General features: G+C 60.6%; 22 protein-coding genes and 1 pseudogene. 6 read left to right on the top strand and 17 right to left on the bottom strand.

What is annotated here, in order from left to right:
- Positions 1 to 30: 30 nt before the first annotated feature.
- The 3 genes from FIV38_RS23535 (at position 31) to FIV38_RS23525 (ending at position 4,840) form a co-directional block, all read left to right on the top strand.
- Entirely contained in the window at positions 31 to 915 is an 885-nt protein-coding gene (locus FIV38_RS23535; RefSeq protein ID WP_092233728.1) for a LysR substrate-binding domain-containing protein, read from the top strand.
- 118 nt (positions 916 to 1,033) lie between these two features.
- Positions 1,034 to 2,641, top strand: a complete 1,608-nt coding sequence (locus tag FIV38_RS23530) for a 5-guanidino-2-oxopentanoate decarboxylase (RefSeq protein ID WP_092233731.1) — start codon at positions 1,034 to 1,036, stop codon at positions 2,639 to 2,641.
- Between the two features lie 165 nt (positions 2,642 to 2,806).
- Positions 2,807 to 4,840, top strand: a complete 2,034-nt coding sequence (locus FIV38_RS23525) for a c-type cytochrome (protein ID WP_092233734.1) — start codon at positions 2,807 to 2,809, stop codon at positions 4,838 to 4,840.
- Between the two features lie 1,273 nt (positions 4,841 to 6,113).
- Here FIV38_RS23525 and FIV38_RS23520 read toward each other — a convergent pair.
- The 6 genes from FIV38_RS23520 to FIV38_RS23495 all read right to left on the bottom strand — a co-directional run bounded on the left by FIV38_RS23520 (position 6,114) and on the right by FIV38_RS23495 (position 13,085).
- Positions 6,114 to 7,127, bottom strand: a complete 1,014-nt coding sequence (locus tag FIV38_RS23520) for a diguanylate cyclase domain-containing protein (protein WP_092233737.1) — start codon at positions 7,125 to 7,127, stop codon at positions 6,114 to 6,116.
- 150 nt (positions 7,128 to 7,277) lie between these two features.
- The gene (locus tag FIV38_RS23515; RefSeq protein ID WP_029300240.1) at positions 7,278 to 9,197 is read right to left on the bottom strand and encodes an alkaline phosphatase D family protein; all 1,920 of its coding nucleotides are present in this window, start codon (positions 9,195 to 9,197) and stop codon (positions 7,278 to 7,280) included.
- A gap of 98 nt (positions 9,198 to 9,295) precedes the next feature.
- On the bottom strand, positions 9,296 to 9,535 hold the full coding sequence (locus FIV38_RS23510; RefSeq protein ID WP_139273554.1) for a hypothetical protein: 240 nt from the start codon (positions 9,533 to 9,535) through the stop codon (positions 9,296 to 9,298).
- 113 nt (positions 9,536 to 9,648) lie between these two features.
- Positions 9,649 to 11,892 (bottom strand): ATP-binding protein, encoded by a 2,244-nt coding sequence (locus FIV38_RS23505; RefSeq protein ID WP_092233743.1) that lies wholly within the window; start codon positions 11,890 to 11,892, stop codon positions 9,649 to 9,651.
- The gene (locus tag FIV38_RS23500; RefSeq protein WP_092233746.1) at positions 11,889 to 12,503 is read right to left on the bottom strand and encodes a biliverdin-producing heme oxygenase; all 615 of its coding nucleotides are present in this window, start codon (positions 12,501 to 12,503) and stop codon (positions 11,889 to 11,891) included. Before FIV38_RS23500 ends, FIV38_RS23505 begins: the two co-directional genes overlap by 4 nt.
- Positions 12,504 to 12,707: 204 nt before the next feature.
- On the bottom strand, positions 12,708 to 13,085 hold the full coding sequence (locus FIV38_RS23495; protein ID WP_029300246.1) for a response regulator: 378 nt from the start codon (positions 13,083 to 13,085) through the stop codon (positions 12,708 to 12,710).
- A 192-nt stretch (positions 13,086 to 13,277) separates the two neighbouring features.
- On the opposite strand from FIV38_RS23495, the gene FIV38_RS23490 reads away from it, so the two are divergent.
- Complete coding sequence (locus FIV38_RS23490) at positions 13,278 to 14,210, top strand: hypothetical protein (protein ID WP_029300248.1); 933 nt, start codon at positions 13,278 to 13,280, stop codon at positions 14,208 to 14,210.
- Positions 14,211 to 14,227: 17 nt separating this feature from the next.
- Here the strand turns inward: FIV38_RS23490 and FIV38_RS23485 are convergent, their stop codons facing one another.
- Positions 14,228 to 14,947, bottom strand: coding sequence for an SDR family NAD(P)-dependent oxidoreductase (locus FIV38_RS23485; RefSeq protein WP_092233749.1), 720 nt, complete (start codon positions 14,945 to 14,947; stop codon positions 14,228 to 14,230).
- A 177-nt stretch (positions 14,948 to 15,124) separates the two neighbouring features.
- On the opposite strand from FIV38_RS23485, the gene FIV38_RS23480 reads away from it, so the two are divergent.
- Together FIV38_RS23480 and FIV38_RS23475 are read left to right on the top strand one after the other, a co-directional pair.
- Complete coding sequence (locus FIV38_RS23480; protein WP_029300252.1) at positions 15,125 to 15,685, top strand: hypothetical protein; 561 nt, start codon at positions 15,125 to 15,127, stop codon at positions 15,683 to 15,685.
- A gap of 53 nt (positions 15,686 to 15,738) precedes the next feature.
- Positions 15,739 to 16,122, top strand: a complete 384-nt coding sequence (locus FIV38_RS23475; RefSeq protein WP_092233752.1) for a c-type cytochrome — start codon at positions 15,739 to 15,741, stop codon at positions 16,120 to 16,122.
- Between the two features lie 125 nt (positions 16,123 to 16,247).
- On the opposite strand, the gene phnX is transcribed toward FIV38_RS23475, so the two are convergent.
- The 10 genes and pseudogenes from phnX to FIV38_RS23425 all read right to left on the bottom strand — a co-directional run bounded on the left by phnX (position 16,248) and on the right by FIV38_RS23425 (position 26,209).
- Positions 16,248 to 17,075 carry a phosphonoacetaldehyde hydrolase gene (gene phnX / locus FIV38_RS23470; RefSeq protein WP_070996884.1) on the bottom strand — a complete coding sequence of 276 codons (828 nt, stop codon included), beginning with the start codon at positions 17,073 to 17,075 and terminating at the stop codon, positions 16,248 to 16,250.
- Between the two features lie 82 nt (positions 17,076 to 17,157).
- Positions 17,158 to 18,030, bottom strand: a complete 873-nt coding sequence (locus FIV38_RS23465; protein WP_092233755.1) for a LysR substrate-binding domain-containing protein — start codon at positions 18,028 to 18,030, stop codon at positions 17,158 to 17,160.
- A gap of 23 nt (positions 18,031 to 18,053) precedes the next feature.
- Positions 18,054 to 19,349: pseudogene (locus tag FIV38_RS23460) on the bottom strand (MFS transporter).
- A gap of 92 nt (positions 19,350 to 19,441) precedes the next feature.
- Positions 19,442 to 20,533 carry an iron-containing alcohol dehydrogenase PsrA gene (gene psrA / locus FIV38_RS23455; RefSeq protein ID WP_092233757.1) on the bottom strand — a complete coding sequence of 364 codons (1,092 nt, stop codon included), beginning with the start codon at positions 20,531 to 20,533 and terminating at the stop codon, positions 19,442 to 19,444.
- 208 nt (positions 20,534 to 20,741) lie between these two features.
- Positions 20,742 to 22,544: a B12-binding domain-containing radical SAM protein gene (locus FIV38_RS23450; protein WP_092233760.1), complete on the bottom strand. Its 1,803-nt coding sequence runs from the start codon at positions 22,542 to 22,544 to the stop codon at positions 20,742 to 20,744.
- A 26-nt stretch (positions 22,545 to 22,570) separates the two neighbouring features.
- Positions 22,571 to 23,476 (bottom strand): aromatic amino acid exporter YddG, encoded by a 906-nt coding sequence (gene yddG / locus FIV38_RS23445; RefSeq protein WP_070996891.1) that lies wholly within the window; start codon positions 23,474 to 23,476, stop codon positions 22,571 to 22,573.
- Positions 23,477 to 23,577: 101 nt separating this feature from the next.
- Positions 23,578 to 24,357 carry an AraC family transcriptional regulator gene (locus FIV38_RS23440; RefSeq protein WP_070996893.1) on the bottom strand — a complete coding sequence of 260 codons (780 nt, stop codon included), beginning with the start codon at positions 24,355 to 24,357 and terminating at the stop codon, positions 23,578 to 23,580.
- Positions 24,358 to 24,459: 102 nt separating this feature from the next.
- A complete protein-coding gene (locus FIV38_RS23435; protein WP_029300265.1) occupies positions 24,460 to 24,831 on the bottom strand; it encodes a PH domain-containing protein in 372 nt (123 codons plus the stop codon).
- Between the two features lie 29 nt (positions 24,832 to 24,860).
- Positions 24,861 to 25,190, bottom strand: coding sequence for a hypothetical protein (locus tag FIV38_RS23430; protein ID WP_092233763.1), 330 nt, complete (start codon positions 25,188 to 25,190; stop codon positions 24,861 to 24,863).
- Between the two features lie 149 nt (positions 25,191 to 25,339).
- The gene (locus tag FIV38_RS23425; RefSeq protein ID WP_092233766.1) at positions 25,340 to 26,209 is read right to left on the bottom strand and encodes an AraC family transcriptional regulator; all 870 of its coding nucleotides are present in this window, start codon (positions 26,207 to 26,209) and stop codon (positions 25,340 to 25,342) included.
- Positions 26,210 to 26,608 lie beyond the last annotated feature (399 nt).

Raw genomic sequence — 26,608 nt, 5'->3', positions numbered from 1 at the left:
GTGCGGGTATCTTTGAGCAGGTGAACATCCATGCGTTACCCCTCCATGACCGCCTTGCGGGCGCTGGACGCGGTGGCCCGGCTGGGCAGTGTGTCCGAGGCCGCTACTGAGCTGAACCTCACCCCCAGCGCCATCAGCCACCAGATCAAGAGCCTGGAACAAACCCTGGGCTTTGCCCTGACCGAGCGCACCGGGCGCAATATCCGCATCACCTGGCAAGGCGAGCGCTATGCCCGGGATATCCATGGGCTGCTGGCCAATATCCTCGAGGCTGGCCAGCGCTTTGATGGCCAGCAGGTCAGCGGGCGCCTGTGTATCAGTAGCCCGGCGGGCTTTGCCACCTATTGGCTGTGCACGCATATCGCCGACTTCCAGACCCTTTATCCACAGGTCGAACTGCACCTGATTTCACCGCGCACCCCAGACGACACCAGCGACCACGGCGCCGACCTGTTTATCGCCTACGGCATGGGCGACTGGCCCAACCAGCATGTGCAGAAGATCGTTTCGCTGCGCTACTTCCCGGTGTGCAGCCCGCGCCTGGTCAACACCATGGGCGGCCTGAAGAACCCGGAGCATCTGGCCGGCGCACCTTTGCTGCATATGATCGACTACTCCGACTGGCGCGTCTGGCTGGCCGCCGCCGGGGCGCCGAATGTCGATGTGCAGCGCGGCATCGTGTTTGCCGATGCGCACTTTGTGCAGTCGGCGTGCATCGCCAGCCAGGGTATCGCCATGGGCGACAACCTGATCAGCGGTGAAGCCCTGGCCAGGGGCTTGCTGGTGCGACCGTTCGAGACCGAGATCGAGTCCAACCGTGGCTATTACCTGGTGGCCGATCACCAGAAAGTCGAACGACCGGTGGTGCAGGCGTTTGGCGAGTGGGTGAAGTCGCAGTTGGGCGGCGGGCTTTGACGCCAGGCAATCCGTGAATTTTTTTTGCCAATGGCCGGTAAATTTTTTGCTTGTCCGCCCTCGGGTCGCACCCTAAGGTCTGGCCAATCGACAAAGAACAATAAGAAGGAAGTGAGCAATGACCACCTGCGCCCAGTCCCTGGTTCGCCTGCTGGAAGGTTATGGGGTAGATACCGTGTTCGGTATCCCCGGCGTGCATACCGTCGAGCTCTATCGCGGCCTGCACGGTAGCCGCCTGCGCCATGTCAGCCCGCGCCATGAACAGGGTGCCGGTTTTATGGCCGACGGCTACGCCCGCGCCAGTGGCAAGCCGGGCGTCTGTTTCATCATTACCGGCCCGGGCATGACCAATATTCTGACCGCCATGGGCCAGGCTTATGCCGACTCGGTGCCGATGCTGGTGATTTCCACCACCAACCGCCGCGAACATCTGCGCCTGGGCCATGGGCATCTGCACGAGTTGCCGGATCAGCGCGCGATGGTCGCGGGGGTGTGTGCGTTCAGCCACACGTTGCAATCGCCTGAGCAATTGCCCGAGCTGCTGGCCCGCGCTTTCGCCGTGTTCAAATGTGCGCGCCCGCGCCCTGTGCACCTGGAAATCCCCCTGGATGTGCTGGACATGCCGGCCATCGACCTCAACCTGATGCCCCGCAGCCTGCCTGGCGCACCGGCCCCGGCGCCGGCCTCGTTGCGTGCGGCGTTGAATTTGCTCAACGACGCGCGCCGGCCGCTGATTCTCGCCGGCGGCGGTGCCCGTGATTGCGCCGAGGTGTTGCAGCAACTGGCCGAGCGCCTGCAAGCGCCGGTGGCCCTGACCACTAATGCCCGTGGCTTGCTGCCCATGAACCACCCCTTATTGCTGGACGGCGTGCAGTCATCCAAACATGGCCGCTCGCTGTTTGACGAAGCCGATGTGATCCTCGCCGTGGGCACGGAGCTTGGGGAAACCGACTACGACTTCTTCGGCCTTGGCCCACTGAAATTCAAGGCGCCGCTGATCCGCCTGGATATCGACCCGATGCAAGTCATGGGCGTGCAACGCGCCCATGTCGGGCTGGTGGGCGATGCCCGCGAAGGGTTGCAGGCGCTGCTGGATGAGGTCAGCCCGCCAGCCCCGAGCGGGCGTTGGGCGCAGGACAGCGTGCAGCGGGTCAACCGTTTGGAGCGCGAGACATGGAATGCCAAGCAACAGGGGCTGCAAGGCTTGCTGGACCTGCTGCGCGACAGCCTGGTCGACCCGTTGATCGTCGGCGATTCGACCCAGCCGGTGTATCAGGGCGCGGTGGGTTACCAGGCGCCGGTGGCCAACAGTTGGTTCAATGCTGGCACTGGCTACGGCACTCTCGGCTACGGGTTGCCGGCGGCTATCGGTGCCAAGCTGGCCAAGCCCGAACGACCGGTGGTGGCGCTGGTGGGCGATGGCGGCCTGCAGTTTGCCAGCAACGAACTGATCGCAGCCCGTGAGGCAGGTATCGGCGTGATCCTGGTGGTGTGGAACAACCAGTGCTATGGCGAGATCCGCGACTATATGCAAGCCCGGGAAATCACCCCGCTGGGCGTGGATATCTTGACCCCGGACTTTGCCGCGATGGCCCACAGCTGCCATGTTGAGCACCACACCGCCGCCACGCCACAGGCCTTGCATGAGCTGTTGCAAACCCTGGCCGGCAGCCGCCAGCCGGTGATGATCGAACTCGACGCTGCGCAATACCTGCAAAACGCCTGAACCTTCCCCGGCCCTGATCCATATCAACGGGCCACCATCGAAAATCCGCTACAACAAACCGGGGCTTACAAAGCCCCGGTTGTCCGCCTGATGACCTCATAAAAACGAAGATAAACCTGTACCCAGGGGCCAACCCCCAGGCCAGGTTATTAAAGGAATAATGCGATGGCCCTTTCTCTGTCACGTTTGGCCTTGATGGGGGCGACGCTGTGTCTTGCGCTTCCCCTGCACGCCAACGAACCCGCCAAACCCGATACCGAACTGATCGCCCAGGGCAAATACGTTGCCCAACTCGGTGACTGCATCGCCTGCCACACCGCCAAGCAAGGCCCCGAGATGGCAGGTGGCCTGGAGCTGAGTACGCCCATGGGCACCATCTATTCCAGCAACATCACCCCGGATCGCGAGACCGGGATCGGTCACTACAGCTTTGAACAGTTCGACCGCGTGATGCGTGAAGGTGTGACACCTGCTGGTATGAACCTGTACCCAGCCATGCCGTATCCGTCCTACGCGAAGATGAGCGAAGAGGACATGCGCGCCTTGTTCGCCTACCTGATGCATGAGGTCAAGCCGGTGAGCCAGGCCAACCTCGAAGCAGACATGGGGTTCCCGTTCAACCAGCGCTGGGGCCTGGCGTTGTGGAACTTCATGTTCCTCGACAAACAACCGTTCCAGCCCGACCCGGCCCGGGATGCAGTGCTCAACCGCGGCGCCTATCTGGTCCAGGGCCTCGGCCACTGCGGCTCGTGCCATACCCCGCGGGGTATCGCCTTCCAGGAAAAAGCCATGAGCGACACCGGCAGCGGCGGTGAGCACTACCTGGGCGGGGAAACCGTCGAGCATTGGCGCGCCTTGAGTCTGCGCAACCTGTGGACGGTGGAAGACACCGTGCAACTGCTCAAGACCGGGCAGAACCGCTTTGCCACAGTGTCGGGCAACATGGTGGACGTGATCCGTCACAGTACCCAGCATTTCACGGACGCCGACCTGACGGCCGTCGCGACGTATTTGAAATCCCTGCCACCGGGCAAGGACGACCTGCCGATGCCAGCGGTCGCCAAAAGCCCTGCCGAACTGCCCAAGGACTTGTTCACCAGCCGTGGCGGCCTGGGTTACATGCAGTTCTGCAGCGATTGCCACCGCAGCGACGGCGCGGGTGTGAAAGGGCTGTTCCCGGCATTGGCCGGCAACGCCGGCGTGGTTGCCAGCAACCCGACCTCGTTGCTGCACATTACCCTTACCGGTTGGGAAACCGCCGAGACCGCAGCCCATCCACGGGTCTACACCATGCCGGGCTTTGCGCGCCTGGCGAACAACGAAGTGGCGGAAATCCTCACCTTCGTGCGCACGCGCTGGGGTAACGAAGGCACGCCGATCAGTACCGCCCAGGTGAAGAAAATGCGTGACCAGCTCAACCCGGTCAGCACCGACTCATCGGCGTTCGAAACCCCGCGCCTGGCCAATCTGCTGGCAGCTTCGAATGCCGACCAAGTGATACGCGGCATGCGCTTGCACCTGCAAACCAAGGAACTGCTGCCAGACAATGTCGGCAACTCGCTGAACTGCACCAGTTGCCATCTCAATGCCGGCACCGTGGCGGATGGGTCGCCGTTTGTGGGGGTGTCGGCCTTCTTCCCCAGCTACGCCCCGCGTGCTGGCAAGGTGGTGAGCCTGGAAGAACGCATCAACGGTTGCTTCCGCCGCTCGATGAATGGCAAACCGGTGCCGCCACAATCGGCGGACATGCAGGCGATGGTGGCGTACTTCGACTGGATGAAAAACAACACCAAGCCCGAGGACAAGGTGCCAGGCCGGGGTGTCGGCAAGATCGACCCGGCCATAAAGCCCGACCTTGCCAATGGCGAACAGGTCTACGCCAAGCAATGCGCGGTATGCCACGGCAATGACGGCGAAGGCCTGGCCCGAGCGGACGGCACTTTGGTGTACCCACCGTTGTGGGGTGATCAGTCGTTCAACATCGGTGCCGGCATGGCCCGCACTTACACCGCGGCCGCGTTCGTCAAACGCAACATGCCGATCGGCTTCCACGAAAAATTCCCGTTGGGCCAGGGCGGCTTGTCGGACCAGGAAGCGGTGGACGTTGCCGCCTACTTCTCGCAAAAACCACGCCCGGACTTCCCGGACAAGGTCAAGGACTGGCCGAACGGCGGCAAGCCGGTGGATGCGCGTTACTAGCGCGGGGGTATTGGCAAAAAAACTGTGCCCTGTGGGGAATGGGGGCTGCTGCGCAGCCCAGCGCGGGGCAAGCCCGCTCGCCACAACAAGCCCGCTTGCCACAACGGGCGCTCTGGCTGCAGTCGGGGGGCTGGAGCGGTAAATGTGGAGAGGGGGCTTGTCCCCCGTTGGGTGGCGAAGCCGCCCTAAAACCTGTTTGCTTGGTGTGTCAGGGGTAACTGGGGTGGGTTTGTTGGGGCTGCTGCGCAGCCCAGCGCGGGGCAAGCCCGCTCGCCACAACAAGCCCGCTTGCCACAACGGGCGCTCTGGCCGCAGTCGGGGGGCTGGCGCGGTAAATGTGGAGAGGGGGCTTGTCCCCCGTTGGGTGGCGAAGCCGCCCTAAAACCTGTTTGCTCGGTGTGTCTGGGGTAGCTGGGGTGGGTTTGTTGGGGCTGCTGCGCAGCCCAGCGCGGGCAAGCCCGCTCGCCACAACAAGCCCGCTTGCCACAACGGGCGCTCTGGCCGCAGTCGGCAGGCTGGTGCGGTAAATGTGGAGAGGGGGCTTGTCCCCCGTTGGGTGGCGAAGCCGCCCCAAAGCCTGTTTGCTCGGTGTGTCTGGGGTAGCTGGGGTGGGTTTGTTGGGGCTGCTGCGCAGCCCAGCGCGGGGCAAGCCCGCTCGCCACAACAAGCCCGGTTGCCACAACGGGCGCTCGGGCCGCAGTCGGCAGGCTGGTGCGGTAAATGTGGCGAGGGGGCTTGTCCCGTTGGGTGGCGAAGCCGCCCCAAAGCCAGTTTGCTTGGTGTGTCTGGGGTAGCTGGGGTGGGTTTGTTGGGGCTGCTGCGCAGCCCAGCGCGGGCAAGCCCGCTCGCCACAGCAAGCCCGGTTGCCACAACGGGTGCTCTGGCCGCAGTCGGGGGGCTGGTGCGGTAAATGTGGAGAGGGGGCTTGTCCCCCGTTGGGTGGCGAAGCCGCCCTAAAACCTGCTTGCTCGGTGTGTCTGGGGTAACTGGGGTGGGTTTGTTGGGGCTGCTGCGCAGCCCAGCGCGGGGCAAGCCCGCTCGCCACAACAAGCCCGCTTGCCACAACGGGCGCTCGGGCCGCAGTCGGCAGGCTGGCGCGGTAAATGTGGAGAGGGGGCTTGTCCCCCGTTGGGTGGCGAAGCCGCCCTAAAACCTGCTTGCTCGGTGTGTCTGGGGTAGCTGGGGTGGGTTTGTTGGGGCTGCTGCGCAGCCCAGCGCGGGGCAAGCCCGCTCGCCACAACAAGCCCGCTTGCCACAGGTATAGGCACAGTCCCTATTGTGAAACCCGGTCCTTGCCTGCTGCCTTGGACCGGTACAACGCCTGGTCCGCCCGAGCCATCAGGTTGCTGGGCGATTCGTGGTCGAGGCGTTGTACCACCCCCAGGCTCAAGGTCACCTTGAAATCACCCACAGGGGGGATGTCGAGGACTGCCTGGCGGATACGCTCGGCCAGTGCCATGGCAGTTTCCACGGTGCTCTTGGGCATGATCACCATAAACTCATCACCACCCCAGCGTGCCAGTAGATCGCCCTGGCGCACGCAATGCTCCAGGCGTTCGACTACCTGCAGCAGGGTGGCATCGCCCACGGCATGCCCGTGCTGGTCGTTGATCGGTTTGAAGTCATCGACATCCATGGCAATCACCGCCAACGGCAGGCGAAACCGCTGGGCGCGTTCGCATTCTTCCAGCAAGGCTTTTTCCAGGCGATAGCGGCTGGCGATACGGGTCAACGTATCGCGCTCGGCCAGGGAGCGGTTTTCGTCCAGTTGTAGCTGCAGTTGCTGGTTGACCCGCGACAGCTCACGGGTGCGTTCGGCCACCAGGGCTTCCAGGGATTGGTTGCGCCGCTCAAGTTGTTCCAGGGAGCGTTTGCGTTCGTGAATGCTGCGGTGTGCGCCGACCATACGCCACACCGAACCATCGGGATTGCGGGCGATCACGTAGCCACGGTCTTCGATCCATAGCCATGTGCCGTCTTTTTTTCGACAGCGGTACTCGACTTGATAGTGGGTGGCGCGGCTATTGATGTAGTCATCGAAGACTTTCATCACATGGGGGTAATCGTCGGGATGGATCACGCTTTCCCAGGTGAAGACGGTGTTTTCCAGGGAGTGGGGATTGTAGCCCAGCATTTCGTACCAGCCGGGGTTGCGATAGACAAACCCGGTGTTGGCATTCCAGTCCCATATTCCATCGCTGACCAGTTCCATGATGGCATGGACCAGGTCGGCATTGACGTCGAAAAGCTCACCTTTCAACGGATCCTTTTCGGATATATCGCCCATCTGCGCGCTCCCTGCGAGGGTGCTGGCTCACTATGGCCAGTCAGGTGTTAACGCCGATACTCCGTGGCTTGGCGTACTGTACAACGAGGCTTGCCTGCGTAGAAGAGGCCGCAAAACTATGGCTAAGTGCCATTGTTCGCGGCCTGCAGGCTATTGCGGCTCTACCATGCGCGTGGGCGGCGCCCCGTTGGCATTGTGCTGGTAGATCGATTCAGGCTGGCCTTGCTCGTTGAAAAATACCTGGCCGATGCCGGCACTGTTCCACAGGCGCTCGCCGGCTTCGGCATGCTCCGGGATATACGGCACCACCTGCATGCGACGGCGACGGGTCAGCCAGTTCAGGGGCGAGCGCGGCGAGTACAGCCAGCGGTTGAGGCGGTCGAACCATTCCAGCAGGCGCGGCGGGAACTGGTTCTTGATGCCGCTGCTGGTGATCTGCCAGATATGCGGCCCGACATTGCGATGGCGGATCAGCACCTTGTAGACGAACGAGTAGTGCACATCCCCGGACAGAATCACGTAGTTCCCCGGGGTACGCGAGTGGCGGAAGATATTCAGGATCACTTGTGCGGCGCCACGGTGGGCCATCCAGTTTTCGGCATCTACCAATAGCGGGTAGCCGCACCAACTGAAGATTTTCTGCACGGTTTCTATCAGCTTGACGCCGAAGATCGGCGCGGGCGAAACGATGATGGCCGACGGGTGGTCCAGCAGTTCCTGTTGCAATTCGCTCAAGGCTTCCCAGTCCAGCAGGCCGGACGGTTGCTTGAGGGTGAACTCACTGCGCCAGCGCCGCGTGCGGGTGTCGATGACCACCAGCGCCGGAGTGGTGGGTAGCACGTAGTGCCACTGCTGGAATTTCAGGAGTTCTTCCAGCAATTGGTCCTGGCTGGGGGCATGCAGATGATTGTCGTGGTCCTGGGCGGTAGCGGTCAGGGCCAGGGTTTTTTCGACGATTAGGGCGAAGGCATCGGGGTTGTTGCCCCAGCCCTGGCAAAGCATGTAGGCGAGCAGGGCGTTGCCGATGATGCGCTTGGAGAAGGGGTTGCCGTAGGCGGTCTGCTCCCACTGGGCGCTGAGGTTCCAGTCATCGGTAATGTCGTGATCATCGAAGATCATCAGGCATGGAACATGGGCGAACACCCGGGCCACGCCGGCCAGGCCATCGCGAAACTTATCCACAGGCACCTGTTCACGGGCGTAGCGTGCCCGTTCTTCCAGGGATAACCGCGTGGGAGGGTGCGGGGCGATCAGGCTCCAAGGGGTTGGCGACCAGGCCAGCAGGTACATCGCCATGACTTCGGCGAAAGTTACCAGGTGGTTGTCGGCGGTGCTGCTGGTGAAGATCGGTTTCTTCACGCCGCCAAAGAAGCGTTCGCGCAGGGTCTCGTTGCTCTCCAGCGCCGGTAACAGGTCGGCGCGATGGTAGTAGCTGGCGGGGTGGTCGTAGAGCCGGGTGCTGTCGTCCACCACTGCGCCATCGAGGTGTTCATCGAACAGGCCCAGGCGGGCAATCAGGCCATGAATGGCGCGCAGCATCGGCCCGGCGACATCGTCGGCATACACCTGGTCGCCGCTCATCATCAACAGGGCCGGGCGCTGGGCCAGGCTGCGATCTTCGGCCAACAGGCGGTCCGCGCAGAGCAGGCCTTCATCGGCGTAATGGTGGGGTTTGCGGCAAGAGCCGTGCAGCAACTGGCGGATACGGCTGTGCAGGATGAAATCCGGGGTCTGGGCATTGGCGTACAGCAGGTGCGGCGCCCACTCGGCGATGCCGCTTTGATCATCGATCAGCAGGTCATAGCTGATGGGCACGTCCTGGGGCAGCGGCGTGTCCAGCGTTACATCGATCAGGTGGATAAACGCTGCGCGACCTACGGGGATCACCTGGCAGCGGCTGGCGTCGAGGTCGATATCCAGCGACTGTTGGCGCGCGTGCTGGGTGAACTGCAATCGCAGGGTCAGTGCCAGTGCTCGACTGCCCACCAGCCACAACACCAGGCGCCCAGGTTCCAGACGACGCAACAGGGGGCCGGCGAGGACGGCGGGCAATGTGTCGGGTTGCAGCATGAAAAAATGGCTCTGTGCGAAGGATGACAGCGCAGGTTAGCGCAGGGGATGTCGGTGTTTTGTCAACGCGGCAGGTGCGGGGCCCCGGCCTGGATCATCTACAGCAGGTTCCCACGGCCCAGGCTGTCCAGCGTGCCGGTGTTCTTGCGGCGGTCGTTGGCCGAAAGGCGGTTGAAGTCATTGGCCGGGCCCGCGGCGAAGGGCTGGTCGTAGGAACGTTTGTTGCGCGTGAGGGCGGGTTCGTCCGAGTGTGCAGGGTACTGATGCAGGTGTACGAGGGGGGAAGTGATAGTGGCGATCATCGGTATCGTCTCGGTAAGAATGTCTGGCGCTGCCATGGCGACGCCAACGCTACCTAGCAGGCTGATAGTCGAGCTATAAACAACTCGCTTCCAAATATGAATGCGAAGAGCGCGACGCGGTGGCAAGCGGCTTGCCACAGCACGCCCGATCATAGGTGTGATTCTTTCGGCGCTTTTGGCACGGTAAAGCGGAACTCACTGCCACGTCCCAGCTCGCTTTGGGCCTCGATCCGGCCGCCGTGGGCCTTGACGATACCCTGGGTGATGTACAACCCCAGGCCGCTACCCGTGGGATTGTTTTCGGTCAGGGTCCAATAGCGATCAAACACATGGGGCAACTGGTCAGGGGCAATGCCCTCACCGGAGTCACGCACTGAAAACACAATTTCCTCGTCATTGCTCATCGCCGAAATACCGATAATGCCCTGGCGTGGTGTGAATTTGATGGCGTTGCCGATCAGGTTCGACAGCACCTGGAACAGGCGCTCGGGGTCGGCGTTGATCTGCAGGCCGGGTTCGGCGTTGAACGACAGGTCCACGCCCTTTTCCAGGGCCAGGGGCGCCAGCAGTGAGTAGGCCTCTTCGAAGATCTGGCTGACGTCCAGCGGCACCGGCCTGACGGTGTAGCGGCCCGCTTCGATTTTTGAGGTGTCGAGCAAATCTTCCAGCAACACATTCATGCGCCCGGCGGCTTGTTGCATGGTGTCGATGGCCGAGGAAATCCGCCGCGAGGTGTGGGTGCCATCGGAACTGAAAGCCTTTTGCATCATGCCGCAGAGCATCGAGATCACGGTCATCGGGTTGCGCAGGTCATGGGACACCACCGCTACCAGCTCATCCCGGGCGCGCACGGCCTGTTGTTCGCGCAGGACCTGGCGGGCCAGGTCGTTTTCCAGGGCCGAGCGGCGCAGATCGTTGGCGGCAAAGCGGTCGCCGGGGCTCCACTTGGTGGAGATGCCGGCCATTTCCACCTTCCAGATTTCAAACGAGGTGCGTGGGCGAAGGCGCAGGCCAGTGTCGGATTTTTCCAGGGCCAGCGGTTTCTTCGGGTCGCCGCTCCACTGGATGTTCTCTTTGACTTCCGGGCGGAACCACAGCACGCCGTTGTCCACCGGTTTGGGCAAACTCATGGCCATGACGCCACTGGCTACCGCCTGATAATCCGCCGCGGGCGGGTAGACCGCTGACAGATGATGGCTGGCAAACACCGGTTGCCCGGTGTCCTTCAACCACTTGTGCAAGGCGCGGATCTGCTCCGGCTCGGGGCAGTTGCCGTAGCGGTGCAGTTGCTGGCCTTCAATGATTGCCACGCCGCCGGCCTGCACCAGGTCCATCAGCACCTGTGGACATTGGGCCAGGCCGTCGAACACCGCGTCCGATGAGTTGCTCATTGCCTGGTTAAGTACGCCCAGGGCGTCGACCTTTTCTTCACGCTGGCGGCTGATATCCAGGGCTTCCATGGCGCTGATCTGCAACGACAGCACCTGGCCGATGGTCTGGCAGGTGGTGCGCAGATCGTTGGGCACGTGCAGCGGCTCGCGGTTACCGCAGCTGATCAGGCCCCACAATTTGTCGCCCTTCATCAGCGAGATGCTCATGGACGACAGCACGCCCATGTTCTTCATGTATTGGCAGTGGATCGGCGACACGCTACGCAGGGTGGCGAAGCTCAGATCTAGCGGCTGTCCGGTGTCCGGGCGCAGCTTGGGCAGCAGCGGCACCGGCTCGTAGTCGGCATTGGGGATGATCCGCAACCAGTTGGTGCGGTACAGCTCGCGGGCTTGTTGCGGGATGTCGGACGCGGGGAAGAACAGGCCGTTGAACAGTTCCATGGAGGGCGCGGATGCTTCGGCGATGACCTGGCCGTGGCCTTCCTCTTCGAAGCGATAAATCAGTACCCGGTCATAGCCGGTCATGGCCTGGATTTCGCTCACGCTGATTTCGTACAAGGCTTGCAGGGTTTTCGCCGACTGCAACCGTTGCAGCATCTTGCCCAGGTTGCTGGTGCGACCATTCCGGGACTTGGGCTGGAAGTGCTCGTAGTGTGGCTCGAATTCCAGCACCAGCACGCCTTGGTGGCGATGCAACAGGCCTTCGAACTGGCCACCGTTAAGGGTGACGTAGAGTGGCGGGGCATCGATAAAGCTGGGTTGGCCGGCCATCTGGCGCACAACGTCGGTAGGTTGCGTGCCTAGCAGCGTGTCCAGTGGTTGGCCGAGCAAGGCCTCGGGCTGGTGATTGAACAGGCTGACCACGTTGGCGCTGACTTGCACGATCCGCAGGTCTGGTTCGCTCAGGGTCAGCAGCACGCCGTGAGGCTGGATCGCACCGGGAAAACGGATTGGCTCGTCAGCACAGTTGGCCAGCAGTTGTTCAAAGTCATCGGGTTTCATAGCAGTACCTCCTGGCTGTCGAGCCATTGCTCAAAACAGCGAAATGTCGCACAGGCCGCGTCCACCGCCTGCTGACGGCCAAGGTCGTCCAGCGGGACGTGGCCCAGGTAGTCGAGAAAGTCTTTCCAGCGCCGACCGGTCTCGGCGCCATAAACATTGAGAAAGGCGCCGCCATTGCTGGCGTCCAGCCCCAGGCTGCGGGCCATCTCCCGGCGCAGCACCTGGCCGCCAAGGGTCGCACCTTCGAGCACATACAGCACGCCCAGGCACGCGGCCGGCGTGCCGAGAGGAGGGAGGCTCGGGCAGAGGGGCAGGGCGACAATCGCTGGGTTAGCCAGGCCCAAGGCAATCAGGTCACTGTGCAGGGTTGGTGTTTTCACTCGCAGCGTCTGGTCGAATCCCACGGGAATCATCGCGCTGTCGTACAGTCGCGATTCCATCGGATGGTAGAAACCGTAGTAGGCCGCAAGCAGGCGGCCATACCAGTCGACATCCAGTCTCGGTGAAAAGAACGGCAAACGTTTTTCCAGGGCCACATGGAGTTGGGCTGTGCCCGAGCGCAAGGCTTCAAGCAGGGAGGGCGCCGCGACGTCATGGGCCGGTGGATGCATGCAGGAAGCTCGGAGGGGTCGGCCAGGGCGGGCCATGGCTGACGCGTGAGTGAAGGGTGACCGCACAATTCTATACGCCCGACCGTCTGTATCTGAGAGGTCATAACGAAAAACCTGACGTTTTCGTCAGAAAAATAACCGGATACTCAAAAACAGACCTCACACGCTGTCGCGAAGTTCGATTGCCGCGATATTGCGATGCTATTAGTGCAGGGAGGTACCTTGCACCAACGCGGCTTGCACACAGTCGAGCAGCCGCTCCGTGCTCCAGGGCTTGGGCAAAAACTTCACCGTGCTGCCCAATTGTGCGGCCATCACCGTATTGCCTGAGGTCAGCACCACTGGCAAGGATGGCCAGCGATGGGCCACGACCTTGCTCAAGTCATAGCCGTTGAGCAGGCCGGGCATCTGGATATCGCTGACAATCAGGTCTACCGGATCACTGGTCCTCTCCAGAAAAATCATCCCCTCATCGGCCGAAGGGAAAGAGGTCACCACGGCGCCGAATTCCTCCAGCACGTCCACCATCAGCGAGCGAATAATCTCGTCGTCTTCCAATACCAATATCGATGGCTGAGCCATGATCCTTACTCCACCATCTGGGTTGAATAAGGTGGAGTGGCCTGTCAGGGGTTAGGTTCGATTGGATGTTTTTTATTCGATGGGTGGTCATTTGGTGGTATCTACGGCGGCTGCACAACCGCTATAGCTTGCGAGTCTTGGGTGGGTTAAGCCAGGATGTGGGCCGGAAAATTCACCGCAAGGAATGCCAGTGTGAAAGAGATGATCGGCGCGTTGATCGTCGTTGCCACCGTTTTGTTCGGTTGCACCGGGGTATTGGTGGCAGTGGCGTTCAGCACCAAGAAAAGTCGCCTGGAAATACTCAAGAGCTTGAGCGGCATGAGCCTTGGCCGTGATCGCTTTATCGGGATAGCGCAGTTGTGGGCCAGTTGCTTCCAGCGGGTGTTCGGGCGCACGTTACTGGCCAAGCGCCAGTTGATCAGCATCCCGCTGTACACCTTGCTGGTGTCACTGGTGTTTTTTGTCGTGTGGCTGCTGGATCTCTACCTGTTTAAAAACCCTGAGCACGTGTTCAATGTGCCGCCGCCGCCCAATGTGCTGCAGGCGATCAAGGACTTTTATAGCAAGGGCCTGCTCGTCGCGATCGCGATCGATTGCGTGACCATCCAATTGACGAAATGGAGCATCAATGTGGGGATGCGCCGCGGCTTTGGTTCGTGGCGGTTTTTGTGGTGCTTTTCGGCGACGATTGCCTTGGCGTACCTGCTGTTCAGCGCGGCGGTTTACTGGTTTCGCTGGTCGGATATGAGCGAGCTGTACGCCATGTTGCCCGCCGACGAAGTGCGGCCGACGATCGCGTTCAGTCCATTGCGCGATGTGCTGTATTCGATTTCGCTGTTTCAGCCCGTGACGTTTATCTACGCCACGTCCGAAGGTTTTATCTCCAGCTACTTCATGCCTGAGCCGATCCTGTTTTACTGCGCGGTCACCGGCACACTCTCACTGCTTACCATCACCGTGGCCTACCAGTTCGCCAGGGGCGCTGACTGGCTGCGACGCTTGTGCATGGGGGTTGTCAGCCACGTTGGCACGCCCCGGACCAACGCCATGAGTGTGGTGTTCATGATGTTGTTGGGGCTGGTGTTGGTGCCGTTGTGCCTGATGGCGATCTACCTGGCTGTCTGAAGATTCGGCCTATTGAGTCAGAAGCGCTCGTCGAGCAAGGCCGGCAACGTCAGCTCCTTGACGAAGCTGGCCGATGACAGGCTCATGGCCATGCGCACCACCTGCACCACGTCATGTACCGGGATCAACTGCCCTTCGCCGCGCTGCTCGGCTACAAGCCGGGAGGTGCTCAACGGGTCCTCGGTATTCAGGTAGCCCAGGTTCAGGCAGGTCACGCCCAGGCGCTGGTGCCGATAGCCTTCGCGCAGGGCATCGGCCATGCCGCGCAGGGCGAATTTCGACGCGCCAAATGTGACCTCCGGGCGCCCGCTCTGGGGCAGTCCCGAGGTCGAGCCGGTCAGGATGATGCGTGGGTTGGGGCTTTTTAACAGTACGGGCAGCAGGCGCTTGATCAGCAGCAGAGGCGCGGTGATGTTGCAACTGACGATGGCTTCCAACTGCGTGTCTTCATCCTTGAGAAAGCTGTAGGCCTCATCGAACGCCCGATCCTCCCAGATACCCAGGTTATAGATCAGCGTGTCCAGGCCGTCCTGCGCCACTGCTTGTTCGATGAGCTGCGCGGCCTGTGCTGGTTGGCCAAGGTCGGCTTCTACCCACGACACTTCGGCGCCGGTGCTGGAGACCAAGCCAGTGGGGCGGCTGCGCGAGACACCGATCAAGGTATCGCCCACCCCGGCCAGGCCTTCCATAAATGCCCTGCCCAAACCTTTGCTTGCACCGACCACCATGGTTCTCATCGATCGCTCCTGAACTGACGTGCTGAGGGAAAGTGCGCATGCAAGCAGAGGGCGGGAGTGATGGCAATTAAATGGCTGTGTCTAAATGTTATGCCAGGTACAGGGAGCGATTTGTCTCGAGTTGTTTTAGAGTGATGGCTCTTTGCCATTTACCCAGTCGACGCTAAGGAAGTAAAAATGAAACGGATCGAACGCGACTTCATCACCCTGTTCAATTGCCTGTGGTATCAGGATTTTCCGGTGGAGGTTGATGCCGTCACCAACCGTGCGGGCTGGACGATTCATGTGGGGTTGGTAATGCGCGAATGCGCGAAATTGCTGGGCGCACGTGCTTATTTCGAACAGGGCGGGCGTACCGATGCGGTCCTGAAGTATCCCGACAAGAGCATTTTGTCCAATGTCGAATGGGAGTGGGTCCAGTCCCACAACGATAAAGTGGATGAAATCAGCAAGCTGTTTAAAAACCATGAACAGGCGGCGTTCTCAACCTTCGTGTCCTATAGCACCAAAAGCCATTTGCCCGAAGCCATCGAGAAGGCTTCCAAGCTCTGGGCCAAGGCCAGTACGCCACTGATCTTTTTCGTCGTGACCTTTGAATCAGTTGGGCGCGACCGACACTTCCTAGAACTGCAAACGCACTTTTTCAGCCGTGGCAAACACAAGAAAATCCGTTCGCAGCCAGCCCTGCCTTGGCAGATCAACCGGGCACGCTTCAATAACGTGGACGAGGACAAGTAAACCGCAGGCATAATTGCCGCCTTCACTGCTAAAGCCCTGACCTGGAGCCCCTGATGAAACCCGCTGCCTTACTGACTCTTTTGCTCACTGCCGCGCTCTTTAACACTTCGGCGACGGCAGCGGGTGATGCCGAGGCGGGTGGCAGGTTGTTCACCAAGACCTGCGGCGGTTGCCACAGTGTCGGGTTGAATGCACGCGGCGGTTTCGGGCCACAGCTCAATGGGGTGATCGGGCGGCTGGCGGGTGCCACGGCGGACTATCAGTATTCCGACGCGATGAAAAACTCAGGTGTGGTGTGGACGCGGGAAACACTTGCCGCCTATATCGAGAACCCGAAGAAAGTGGTGAGCGGCACCCGTATGATTTTCTGGGGGATCAGCGATCAGGAGAAGATCGAGAATCTGCTGGCGTATCTTGAGACTTTCCAGACGCAATAGCCCAAACCAGCCGCTACGAATATCTGATACACCGCATTTGGCTGGTTGGGGCTGCTTCGCAGCCCCTCGCGGGCGATGCGGCGCTCCGACAAGCCCGCTCGCCACAGACGAGCAGGCTGCCAGGATCAGGTGCCCTGGGGTGTTTCACCACGCGCTAGTCGCCCATTGATGTCATCGATCACCGCTGGCAGGTCGACGATGGTATCGATTAGGTAGTGTGGTCGCGCACCCTCAAACATCTGGGAAATGCGCTCACGCTCCTGGGCCAGTTCTTCGGCCGGTAGCGCTTTGTATTGTGCGTAAGTGCGCCCCAGCGCGTTGCCGGAGCATGTCAGCGCCACCGTCCACATGCCGGCACTGCGCCCTTCCAGGATCCCTGGCCAAGTGTCATCGACCTTGACGCATGCCGCCACATCGCTGATGCCCAAGGCGATCACGTTGGCCAGGGCCTGGGCCGGATGTGGACGTCCGTTGGGCACTTCGTCAGTGGCCACCACATGATCGGCCACGTAGCCATTTTGCCGCGCCAACTCAACCACCTTGGCCATCACCACCGCCGGATAGCCCGAGCACGAGCCGATCTTCAGGCCTTTGCCCCGCAGGGTTTCAATTGCCTGCAGTGCGCCGGGAATCACCGCCGAATGCAGGGCGATTTTCTCGATCTGCAGTGGCATGAACCGCTCATACAGGGCGGTGACGTCCTCGTCGCTCGGCAGGCGATGGAACACGGCGCGATAACGTTCGGCAATCTGCGGCTGATTGCACAGGGTGCGGATGTGATCCCACTTGCCCATGCCCATGGGGCCGCGCGCTTCCTCCAGGGAAACCGCGACGCCGAACTCGGCAAAGGCTTCGACAAAAATCTGCGTGGGGGCGAAGGAGCCGAAGTCGACCACAGTGCCGGCCCAGTCCAGGACCACGGCTTGCAGCTTGGCAGGTTGTTGGTAATGCATGAGCAATCTCCAGTTTCGGGTATGAGTGGGCCGTCCCCCGATAAACGGGGTAAGCCGGTTGCGTACAAAAAAATCAGGCGATTCAGGTAGCCGGTATGGGGCTGGCCTCAAACAGTTCGGCGATCATCGGGCGGTTGCGCCGGATCCCCAGGCAACACAGGTGGTAGTCGATGGAAAACGGGTGATCGACAAAGGTGATCGGGGTGGTGCCCGGCGTTTCGGCGTACTCCACCGCCGACACAAAGCCGATGCCGATGCCCTTGGCGATGGCATGCACGATGGCCTCGCGGCTGTTGAGTTGCATCACGCAGTTGAGGTCCACACCCAGGCGCTTGCAGCTTTCTTCCACCAACTGCCGGGTGCGTGAGCTGCGTTCGCGCATGACCCAGCGCTCCTGGCTGATCTGTGCGACGTGCACCTCTTTCTGCGCCGCCCAGGGATGGTCGTCGCGCACCACCGCGATGATCGGGTAGCGCCGGTACAGCTGCGTGTCGAAGCGTTGGTCAAATTCCGAGAGGGCCAGGATTGCCACGTCGATATCAAAATTGAACAGGCGGTCGAGGGTTTCCTTCTCCGGGGAAAACGAGGTTTCCAGCTCGATGTCCGGATGGCGTTGCATCAACTCGTACGTCAGGTTCATGGCGATTGGCGGCGACACCGCGCCCAGGCGCAACATCCCGGTCTTGCGCTGCTTGAAGCTGTGCAGCAATTGCATGGCCTCATCCTCCTGGCCGAACAGGCCCTGGGTGATTCCGTAGAGCGCGTGGCCGGCCGCGCTCATCTCGATAAAGCGCCCACGGCGGTGGAACAACTCCACCGAGAACTGCTTTTCCAGGGCGTTCACCTGTTCGCTGACCGTTGGCTGGCCGACGCTCAAGTACTCGGCGGCGAGGGTGAAACTACCGGTCTTCGCCACCGCATGAAACGAACGCAGCCACTTGTGGTACTGGTACATAACGGGTCCTGTTGCAGAGGGCGTCAACGGCGGATAAACAGGGCCACCACCGCGCTGCACAGGCAGGCCGAGGTGACGACGATGAAGATCAGCGACGTATTGCCGGTACTGTCGAGCATACTGCCGATCAGCGGTTCCGCCAGGCCAGCGAATAGATAAGACGAGAAGTTCATCACACCGGTTGCGGTGCCTGCGCGCTTGGCACCTACCAAGTCCGGGCACAGAGCCCAGAAACTGGATGCCGGGCCGTAGACAAAGAACCCGCACAGAAACAGCGCCACCAGGCCGATTGCACTATGGGGCGGCAGGCTTCACATCCACAGGCTGGTGGCGGCGCCGAGGAACATATAGAGCATGATCGCCAGGTAGCGCTTGGAGCCGAACAGCTTGTCGGACACCCAGCCATTGCTCAGGGCGCCGACGGCCATGCCGACTGGCAGGGCGACGGTGATCCACTTGGGATCGATCATGCTGTCGCCGCTTTTCCAGTTGGCACCGAGAAAGTGCACCGGCACCCACACGATCAAGCCGTAGCGCGCAGCATTCTGAAAGCCCAGGGACACGGCGGCGATGATCAGGCGCGCGTTTTTCAGCACGGCTTTGTAGCGCTGTGCCGAGGTTTCTTCGGTGTCCTGGGCCACTTCATGGCCCTTGTCCTCGGCGTTGGCCACGCCGGTATCGGCCAGGGGCTCGAAGCCAAGATCCTGTGGGCGTTCACGGGCCACCAGGTAAAATAGGATGCCCCCGGCCAGCATCAGCAGGACTGGCAGGCGGAAGATCCAGCGCCATTCCAGGTGCAGCACTTCCAGCACCACGATGGAGGTCACATAGGACAGCACCGAGGCACAACCGGCGGCGAACACATAGAAGCCATAGACCCGGCCGCGCTCGCTGGCGCTCCACCAATTGGAGATCAAGCGGCTGCCCGGCGCCCAGCCCAGTGCCTGGAAGTACCCGTTGATGCCCCACGGCAGGATCAACCCGGCAAAGCCACTGGCAAAACTGGTGACCCAGTTGGCGCCACAGGACAGCACCGCGCCCAGGGTCATGATGCGCCGGCCGCCGAATTTGTCGGCCAGGTTGCCGTTGATCGCCTGGCCAATGGCATAGGCCCAGAGCATGGCGGCCGAGATCCAGCCCAGCACCTCCTTGGTCAGGCCGAACTCGGCCTGTATCCCCGGGATGGCGAAGCCGAAGGTCTGGCGCCCGGTGTAGAAAAACAGGTAACAGAACATCGCCGCCAGCAGCATGCGCCACTGGGCAACACGGAACGACGCCGAGCGAACGGCAGGGACAGGCAGGGTGTGTGCACGATTCATGATGTTTTCCTTATTGTTATTCGCCCCCGAAACCGCAGCGACGGGGTGGCACGCTTTACAGGTGCAAGAGGAAAGACTGAATTGCGTTGGGCTCAGGCGGCCCTGGAACCGATAAAGTTCTTGCCGCGTGCGCCTTGCAGGGCGAAGCGGATCATCGCGTCGGCCTCGGTGGGCGTGACGCCGTAGTCGGCGAACTCGGTTTTTACGTCCAGGCTGTGCAGGAAGTTGCGCAGCTGGGTCTGGGCTTTATCCAAGTCATCGCCGAACACCCGGCGCAGCGTGTGATCGCGCGCCGCGTCATGCCCCCATGCCAGCCCCAGTACCAGCGGCAAGGTGAAGGAACAGGCGATGCCATGGGGCAGGCCGTGGTGCAGGGTCATTTCGTAGGAAATGGAGTGGGCCAGGGCGGTCTTGGTATTGGAAAACGCCAGGCCTGCCTTGAGTGCCGCCAAGGCCATGCGTGAGCGCAACTCTGGGTTGCCAAGGTCGCGTCGCAGTTGCGGCAGGCACTCCAGGATGTCCTCGATGGCGGACACCGCAAAAGTGTCGGAAACCGGGTTGGCGTTGATATTCCAGATCGACTCCAGGGCGTGGGATAAAGCATCGAGCCCTGTGGATACGGTGACCCCGGCTGGCACCGTGAGCATCAACTGTGGATCAACAATCGCTACCTTTGGCCAGGTGCAGTCCAGGTGCAGGGAGTACTTCTTGTGGCTGGCCGAATCCCAGATCGTCGCCCAGGGCGTCACCTCGCTGCCGGTACCCGCGGTGGTCGGCGCCGCGATCAACGTCTTGCAATGGGCCGGTACAAACGGTTGGCCGGTCGCCAACAACGCCAGCAACTCATCGAACTGCCCGGACTCGGTCCCGACAATCAATGCCTTGGCCGTATCAATTGCACTGCCACCACCGACGGCCAGCACCACATCACAACTTCCGGCCTGCAGCCAGAAACGCTCGTAGGTGTCACGCAATTGCGCAACATCGGGATTGGGCTGCACATCCTCGACCACATACACCAGACGCTCGCCCAGCAGTGCCTGGATCCTATCCACCAAGCCCAGCGCACGGGCTTCTGGAAAGGTGACGAGCGTGACGGTCTGCTGCGCGGTGATACTGGCCAGGTCTTGCAGGCAGCCCCAGCCGAAGCGGGTGTCTACCGGGTTGTGGAATCGGGCAGTCATGGCGTGTTCCTGGTTTTTGTTGTTGGAAGTGGCGCCAATAGTCGGGGAGGGTGGGGGATAGCTCAAATCGATAGATTGGGGGGATGGATTGGTTGGGCCGATAGTGGGCCTGAATGGACAAGTGCGGGGTCGGTGACTGAACTGATTTGACGGTTGGATGCTTCCAGCGCTCACTGCGCCTCGGCGCCGAAAGCTCCAACCCCTTGCATCAAGCGTCTACGGGCCAGGTGCCTCGGCGCACCATCTCCCTGACACGGTCTGCGCCATTGGCCCTGACCAGCAACTCCATGCGGGCTTTTTCGATAGCCTCGGCGCTCCATTGATCGGTTGCCATGGTGGCTTTTTCATGGGACCAGCCGTTGTCGTAGTGACGCACGACAAATTGCTGCTGGTACTCCCACATCGGCGTCCCGGGAATTGGGGTGACGATAAACGGGTTGGCATAGGCCATGCCGGCGCCCATCAGGTTGACGGCGTAATCGATGGTCCGGTCGATCAACTCCAGGCTTTCTACAAAAGGCTTTTGCCCAGGCCCCGCGGGAGGGTTGACGAACCCCAGCATGAACCCGCCGGTGACTTGAATCCCGTGTTCGGTGAAAATTTCTATGAGTTCGAATGTGGAGTGTTGAATGGCGTTGAGTCGGGATTTGTTGGAGTTGACCAGGGCGTCCTCGTTCGCGCTCTCTACCGCAAGGTAGATGTTGTAGCAGCCATTTTCGGCAATCGAGCGAATGAACTCCCTTGCCGTCAGTCCTCCTTTGACCGCTTCGATCACATTGCGATATTGGGGGTTCTTGCGCTCCTTTTCGTCCATCTGGGCGATAAAACGCTCACCCAGGTGCAGCAGGATCAGGTTGAAGAGGCTCAACCCGCCTTCCTCAACCCAGGGCAAGTCATGTTTTTTCAGCAGCCGACCGACCTCCATGGCATACAGCGGGTCGTGCATCAGGTGATCGTCCTCGATCAACACCTCGGTCACGCCTTGCTTGACCAAGTCGGCCAAGTGCAGGTCAAACCAGTCGAGGCCCAGGGCGCGCCAAGGGCCATTGATTTTCGGGATGTAGCAGAAGTTACAGTTCACGTTGCAGCCAATCGTGGAGAATATCTGCGCCCAGGCACCGTACTTGCGCACCCGTGCTCCGGAGGAGTGGTAGGGCTGCAGGTAATGGTTCATGTTCAGAAAGCTGAAGTCTGGCAACGGCATCAGGCCAAGCCGCTCGTCGAGGTCCTGGCGCTTGGGGACGATGCTCAGATAGCTGGACTTGTGGCTAGGGCGAACCAGTTGCCCACGGCTGCCGCGGTAGGCCACGCCAGGCACGGCATTGATGTCGGTGCCCTCGTGGGTCAAGGCATCGAGCAGCAGTGTGAAGGCGCGGTCGGCTTCGTTGATCAGTGCAAAGTCGAAGGCCGAATCCAGCAGCGCGTTTTTCCAATCGCCACTGGAATGAGCACCGCCGGTGACCAGGACCAGGTTGGGGTCGATATTCCTTACCAGTTCAGCCAGTGCACGGGCATTGCCCCATTGCACGGTGTAGTTGCATTGGATGCCGACAATATCGGGCTGCGCGGTTTCGATGATCTTGCGCATCTGCGCATCGGTCAGGCCGTAGCGGATCAGGTGGCCCTGGTCGACCTTGACCAGGCTGGACTCCTGGGACCAGCCGGCAAAGGGCGCATCGACAATCTGCACCTCATAACCCGCACGCCGGGCGACGGTGGCGATGCGCAACAGACCGATGGGGGTACCGGCACGTTTCATGACTTCAAATGTATCAATGCCGATGCGGGCGAATGCGCTGTCGTCCAGCGTGGGCTCGATCAGGCGCGTGTAAGGGGGAACAAACAACAATACGCGAGGGGCTTCGCCATTGGCACGCCGGCGGATGCCGGTGCGGCTGCTCAGTAACGATGGCTGTCCCAGGTGACTGAGCAAGGGCCGTGTGGGCGCAACCGAAAAACCGGGGCCGCAGCTCTCGATCCTCACGGTATCTTGCGAAGCGATCAAATCCATTTGTCTATCTCCTGGGGGGCTCGATATCAGCGTGAGGTTTTGCGTGAGCGTGAAGTGGCAATGACGGCCCCTGCGATGATTAACGCGGCAGGGAGCAGCAGGATCGGCTTGGCGTCGCTTTGCCCTACGGCAATCAGCAGCAGTGTGGAGAACAGCGGCGCCAGGTAAGACAAGGCGCCAAGCATCGCCAGGTTGCCGTGCTTGGTTGCGTGATCCCATGCGAAAAAGGCCAGGCCTACCGGGCCGAGCCCCAGCGCGACGATTGCCGCCCATTGGCCCGCGCCAGGCTGCACTGTGGTTTCGAAGGCCAGGTGGCACAGCAATCCGGCGATTGCGACCAACCCGCAAATGCCGCCGATGATGCTGCTGGGGACATTGCTGAAGCGCCGGTTCACCACCGAGTAAATCGACCAGACCCAGGCACAGGCAAAGGCAGCGGCGTAACCGACAATCGGCATCGCCAGGCTTTCACCCTGGGCGCGCTGTTGCATGATGAAGGCCGTCCCTGCCAGACCGAGCAATGCCCCCAGCAGTTGGCGCTTGCGCAGCGACTCACCAGTGGAAAACCCCGACAGCAGGACGATCAGCAGCGGCCACAGGTACGCAATAAGGCTGGCTTCAGCCGCCGGCGCGGCCTTCAGGGCGAAAAAATACAGAGAGTGATAGACAAAGATGCCGGCGAAGCCCGTTGCCCACACGTACCAGGGCTGGCGCCAACTGCTGAACCCCTCAGCGCCGCGCATACCCAGCATCAACAGACTTGCCACGAATGCGACGGCGAAACTCGATGCCAGCAACTGAAAAGCCGGGATTCCTGCGGTCAATGTGGTCAACAGTGCCAGGCACGCCCACAAAAACACTGCAATGACCCCAATCAGGGTGGCACCTGCGGCGCCCTTGGCAAGGGTGAAGGATGCGTTGGAAGTGCTCATGCTGCCCCGTCTTTAGATGATCCTAATGCCGGGACAATAAAAAAGTTTCGAGGGGCGCGTATTGATCGGGCCTGCCAAAAAAATGTTCAGGCCTGCTGTTTTCAATGATCGCGTGCTTGTTTACGCACAGCCGCCGGGGTGAGGTTGCGGGCTTTCTTCAGGGCATGGCTCAACGCACTCTGATCGGCATAACCGGCGCGGTGCGCAATATCAATGATCGACAGCGAGGTCTGGCGCAACAGATCGACGGCCAGGTTCAGGCGCAAGGTCGCGATGTGGGTGAACGGGGTTCGTTTCAGGTGTTGTCCGAACAGTACATACAAGCGCCGCTCGCTGGTGCCCGCGTATCGGGCAATGTCATGCACTGTCAGGGGCATACTCAGGTGCTGTTCGATGTAGGTCAGCGCCCTGGCGAGAATGAGTTGCCCGGGGTCGTTCGGCGGGGCGTCGGGTTGCAGCAATGAGCCCAAGAGCAAATGGCTCCATGACTGGGCCATTTCTGGTGAGTTGACCAGCCATGTTCCGTTGTTGTTTGCGTAGTCGAGTAAATGCCGGATCTGGGGGCGGACCGCGAAAAAGCGTTTGTCATGGAGCGGATCCAGGAGCTGCGCGGTGCTTGGCTGCTGTTGTTCGGCAGGCGGCATCAACACGTCCAGTACCAGGAAACTGTTACGGGTATTGGCCAGGAACGTATGCCGGGCGCCGGCGGCAATCACCACGCCCTGGCTCGCATCGACTTTGCCACCCCATCCGTCGACCTCAATCTCCATCGACCCGGATTGGGGGAGGACTATTTGATGAAAATCGTGCTCGTGCAGCTCGATCTGCCCGGAATAAGAGCGCAGCGCCAGAGAGAACGATTGGGGGGGAGTGGCGCTCATCCGTGACGCTCCTTGGGCTGAAGCACTTATCCTACGTCAGCCATCGGGCTGGGAGCCAGAGCAATGAAACAGTTGGCAACCGCTGGGAGTATTGCCAGCCGATCATCCCAACAGATGTTTAGAGATCAGCCTGGAGATTTCGACAATCGAGGTTTTGCCCGTGAACTCGAACTTCACTTTGCCCAGCGATGAGAAGTAGATCTCCAGTTCCGAATCCAGGTCGAACGTACCGGAGGTTTCCACCGAGTACGCGACGATGTTTTTGTAGGGCAGTGAGGTGAAGTCTTTCTTGCTGCCGGTGATGCCTTGTACGTTCACGGCGATGATGCGTTTGGTGGTGAACACCACGCCGTCGCGCATGGCTTTATAGGCATCGACTACTTGTTCGTCATCGAGCAACAGCGAAGCAACGCGTTCGGCATACTCGTTGTTTTGCTTGAGTTTGAAGAAGCCTTTGTTGTTGAAGTCGATCATTGGACGGTCCTTGTGTGTCTGGGAGGGGGCTACAGGATTGCCTTGAGGTAATCCTTGAGTGCTTCGAGTGGAAGCTTCAGTTCCTCTAGTGTCGAGGCTTGCTGGACGTCAGTCATAAGCTTTTGCAGCTCGCGGCCCAGCACCGTGTCGGCTCCGCCCAAGGTCGCCAGGGCCTGCTTGGTGCATTCATCTACCTTGCGTTTGATGGTTGGCAGGTCGCCACTGCGCACCAACAATCCAAACACCTCCCGCTCGTAACCATCCATGACCAGATCGTCGCGCAGGATCGGGCTGCCATCTTCGGTCTCATGCACCAGTTTGAGGGCGAATAGAGCAACGGCTTCGAGCGTCAATTCCATGGTCCTGGGTCCTCTCCTATGGAGTGCGGCGGGGGTGGTCATTTTTCTGCAGGCGAAAAAAAGACCTTGAGTTTCAAGGCCTTTCTTTAAAGCATTAATGGCTTGATTTGTATAGATTAAATTGGATGTGGCGGTAGGTGGGTGGCGCGTTATTGCAGGGGTACATATATGTCGGTCTGCCATTGATCCTGCGGGGTCTCGGGATAAACGCTCAGATAATCGAAGAACAGGGGGTGGTCGCGCAGTTCCTCGCCGCTGGTGGGTAGCCAGTCGCGATAGATCGGGTAGATGGTCTCGCCGATGTGGTCCGTCGAGCCCACGTGGCGCACGACAACGCAACGCCCTCCTGGGATAACGCGCTCGGTTACGCCGAACTCATTTGCGGCCACGGCCTCGTCAATTTCACCGCAGAGTGCAAACCGGAATGCTTCGGGCGGGGTTGTATCGGGGTTGCCGAAAGGAATGCCAAAGCTGCGACTTGATTGCACGGGCGACTGTCCGCTGTGCATGCGCCACTCGGAAAACTTGCGCACACTCTCGCTAACGAGCCCGGGAGCACCACAGTGTTCGAGTGCTGCCACTCTGACGGGGTGAAACTCTACGATTCGTACGTGCATGATGATGTTCCTTGAGAAGTGAGGGATGGTGAACACCGAACTCCAGACCTGCCAACTGGGCTGCTTCCTGAACGCACTCGGTGCCATACCGAACGCTCGCCGAAATGCCCGGGAAAAAGCCTCGGGGCTTTCGAAACCTGCGCCGAAGGCTGCTTCCAGTACCGAGTAGCCCCCGGTGGAGGCCAGGCAATGCGCCGCGCGTCGTAGCCGCATCAACTGCACATAGCGCGAAACAGGTACGCCGACGAAGGCGGTGAATTGCCGATGGAAGTGAAACGCCGAAAAGTTCGCCACTTGGCTCAACGCCTTCACGGACAGGTCACCTTCGAGATTGGCTTCTATATAGGTGAGGACTGCATTGAAGCGTTGTGTGTAGGCGGCGTTGCTCGACAAGTCAGACACTGGGTGGAGGCTCCTGGGAGTTCGATAGGCCACAGAGTCAGGCATGCCGGCACGCCCGCGCCTAGCCGCGCTTGCTGAGGTAGTGATTGGGCTGTCTTGGATGTTTCATAATGGCAGCCCGGGTGCTTTGGAAAGAATTTTCAGGCGGGGGTTGACCGCGCATTTTAATCCTGTATTATTCGCCTCCCGCTGACGAGAGATCGGAAGCGCAAGTGGTTGAAGTTGTTGAGGAAATCCTCGAAAACTTCTGAAAATAACCACTTGACAGCAAGTGAGGCTGCTGTAGAATGCGCGCCTCGGTTGAGACGAAAGATCTTAACCAACCGCTCTTTAACAACTGAATCAAGCAATTCGTGTGGGTGCTTGTGGAGTCAGACTGATAGTCAACAAGATTATCAG

The sequence above is a fragment of the Pseudomonas proteolytica genome (assembly GCF_007858275.1).
Lineage (GTDB): Bacteria > Pseudomonadota > Gammaproteobacteria > Pseudomonadales > Pseudomonadaceae > Aquipseudomonas > Aquipseudomonas proteolytica.
The sequence above is the reverse complement of the archived record's forward strand: the minus strand, read 5'-3'. Positions and strand labels throughout refer to the sequence as shown.

Bases quoted from the DNA above. Each gene is read 5' to 3' on its own strand.
- FIV38_RS23535 (WP_092233728.1), top strand. From the start codon at position 31: ATGCGTTACCCCTCCATGACCGCCTTGCGGGCGCTGGACGCGGTGGCC.
- FIV38_RS23530 (WP_092233731.1), top strand. From the start codon at position 1,034: ATGACCACCTGCGCCCAGTCCCTGGTTCGCCTGCTGGAAGGTTATGGG.
- FIV38_RS23525 (WP_092233734.1), top strand. From the start codon at position 2,807: ATGGCCCTTTCTCTGTCACGTTTGGCCTTGATGGGGGCGACGCTGTGT.
- FIV38_RS23520 (WP_092233737.1), bottom strand. From the start codon at position 7,127: ATGGGCGATATATCCGAAAAGGATCCGTTGAAAGGTGAGCTTTTCGAC.
- FIV38_RS23515 (WP_029300240.1), bottom strand. From the start codon at position 9,197: ATGCTGCAACCCGACACATTGCCCGCCGTCCTCGCCGGCCCCCTGTTG.
- FIV38_RS23510 (WP_139273554.1), bottom strand. From the start codon at position 9,535: ATGGCAGCGCCAGACATTCTTACCGAGACGATACCGATGATCGCCACT.
- FIV38_RS23505 (WP_092233743.1), bottom strand. From the start codon at position 11,892: ATGAAACCCGATGACTTTGAACAACTGCTGGCCAACTGTGCTGACGAG.
- FIV38_RS23500 (WP_092233746.1), bottom strand. From the start codon at position 12,503: ATGCATCCACCGGCCCATGACGTCGCGGCGCCCTCCCTGCTTGAAGCC.
- FIV38_RS23495 (WP_029300246.1), bottom strand. From the start codon at position 13,085: ATGGCTCAGCCATCGATATTGGTATTGGAAGACGACGAGATTATTCGC.
- FIV38_RS23485 (WP_092233749.1), bottom strand. From the start codon at position 14,947: ATGAGAACCATGGTGGTCGGTGCAAGCAAAGGTTTGGGCAGGGCATTT.
- FIV38_RS23480 (WP_029300252.1), top strand. From the start codon at position 15,125: ATGAAACGGATCGAACGCGACTTCATCACCCTGTTCAATTGCCTGTGG.
- FIV38_RS23475 (WP_092233752.1), top strand. From the start codon at position 15,739: ATGAAACCCGCTGCCTTACTGACTCTTTTGCTCACTGCCGCGCTCTTT.
- phnX (WP_070996884.1), bottom strand. From the start codon at position 17,075: ATGCATTACCAACAACCTGCCAAGCTGCAAGCCGTGGTCCTGGACTGG.
- FIV38_RS23465 (WP_092233755.1), bottom strand. From the start codon at position 18,030: ATGTACCAGTACCACAAGTGGCTGCGTTCGTTTCATGCGGTGGCGAAG.
- psrA (WP_092233757.1), bottom strand. From the start codon at position 20,533: ATGACTGCCCGATTCCACAACCCGGTAGACACCCGCTTCGGCTGGGGC.
- FIV38_RS23450 (WP_092233760.1), bottom strand. From the start codon at position 22,544: ATGGATTTGATCGCTTCGCAAGATACCGTGAGGATCGAGAGCTGCGGC.
- yddG (WP_070996891.1), bottom strand. From the start codon at position 23,476: ATGAGCACTTCCAACGCATCCTTCACCCTTGCCAAGGGCGCCGCAGGT.
- FIV38_RS23440 (WP_070996893.1), bottom strand. From the start codon at position 24,357: ATGAGCGCCACTCCCCCCCAATCGTTCTCTCTGGCGCTGCGCTCTTAT.
- FIV38_RS23435 (WP_029300265.1), bottom strand. From the start codon at position 24,831: ATGATCGACTTCAACAACAAAGGCTTCTTCAAACTCAAGCAAAACAAC.
- FIV38_RS23430 (WP_092233763.1), bottom strand. From the start codon at position 25,190: ATGGAATTGACGCTCGAAGCCGTTGCTCTATTCGCCCTCAAACTGGTG.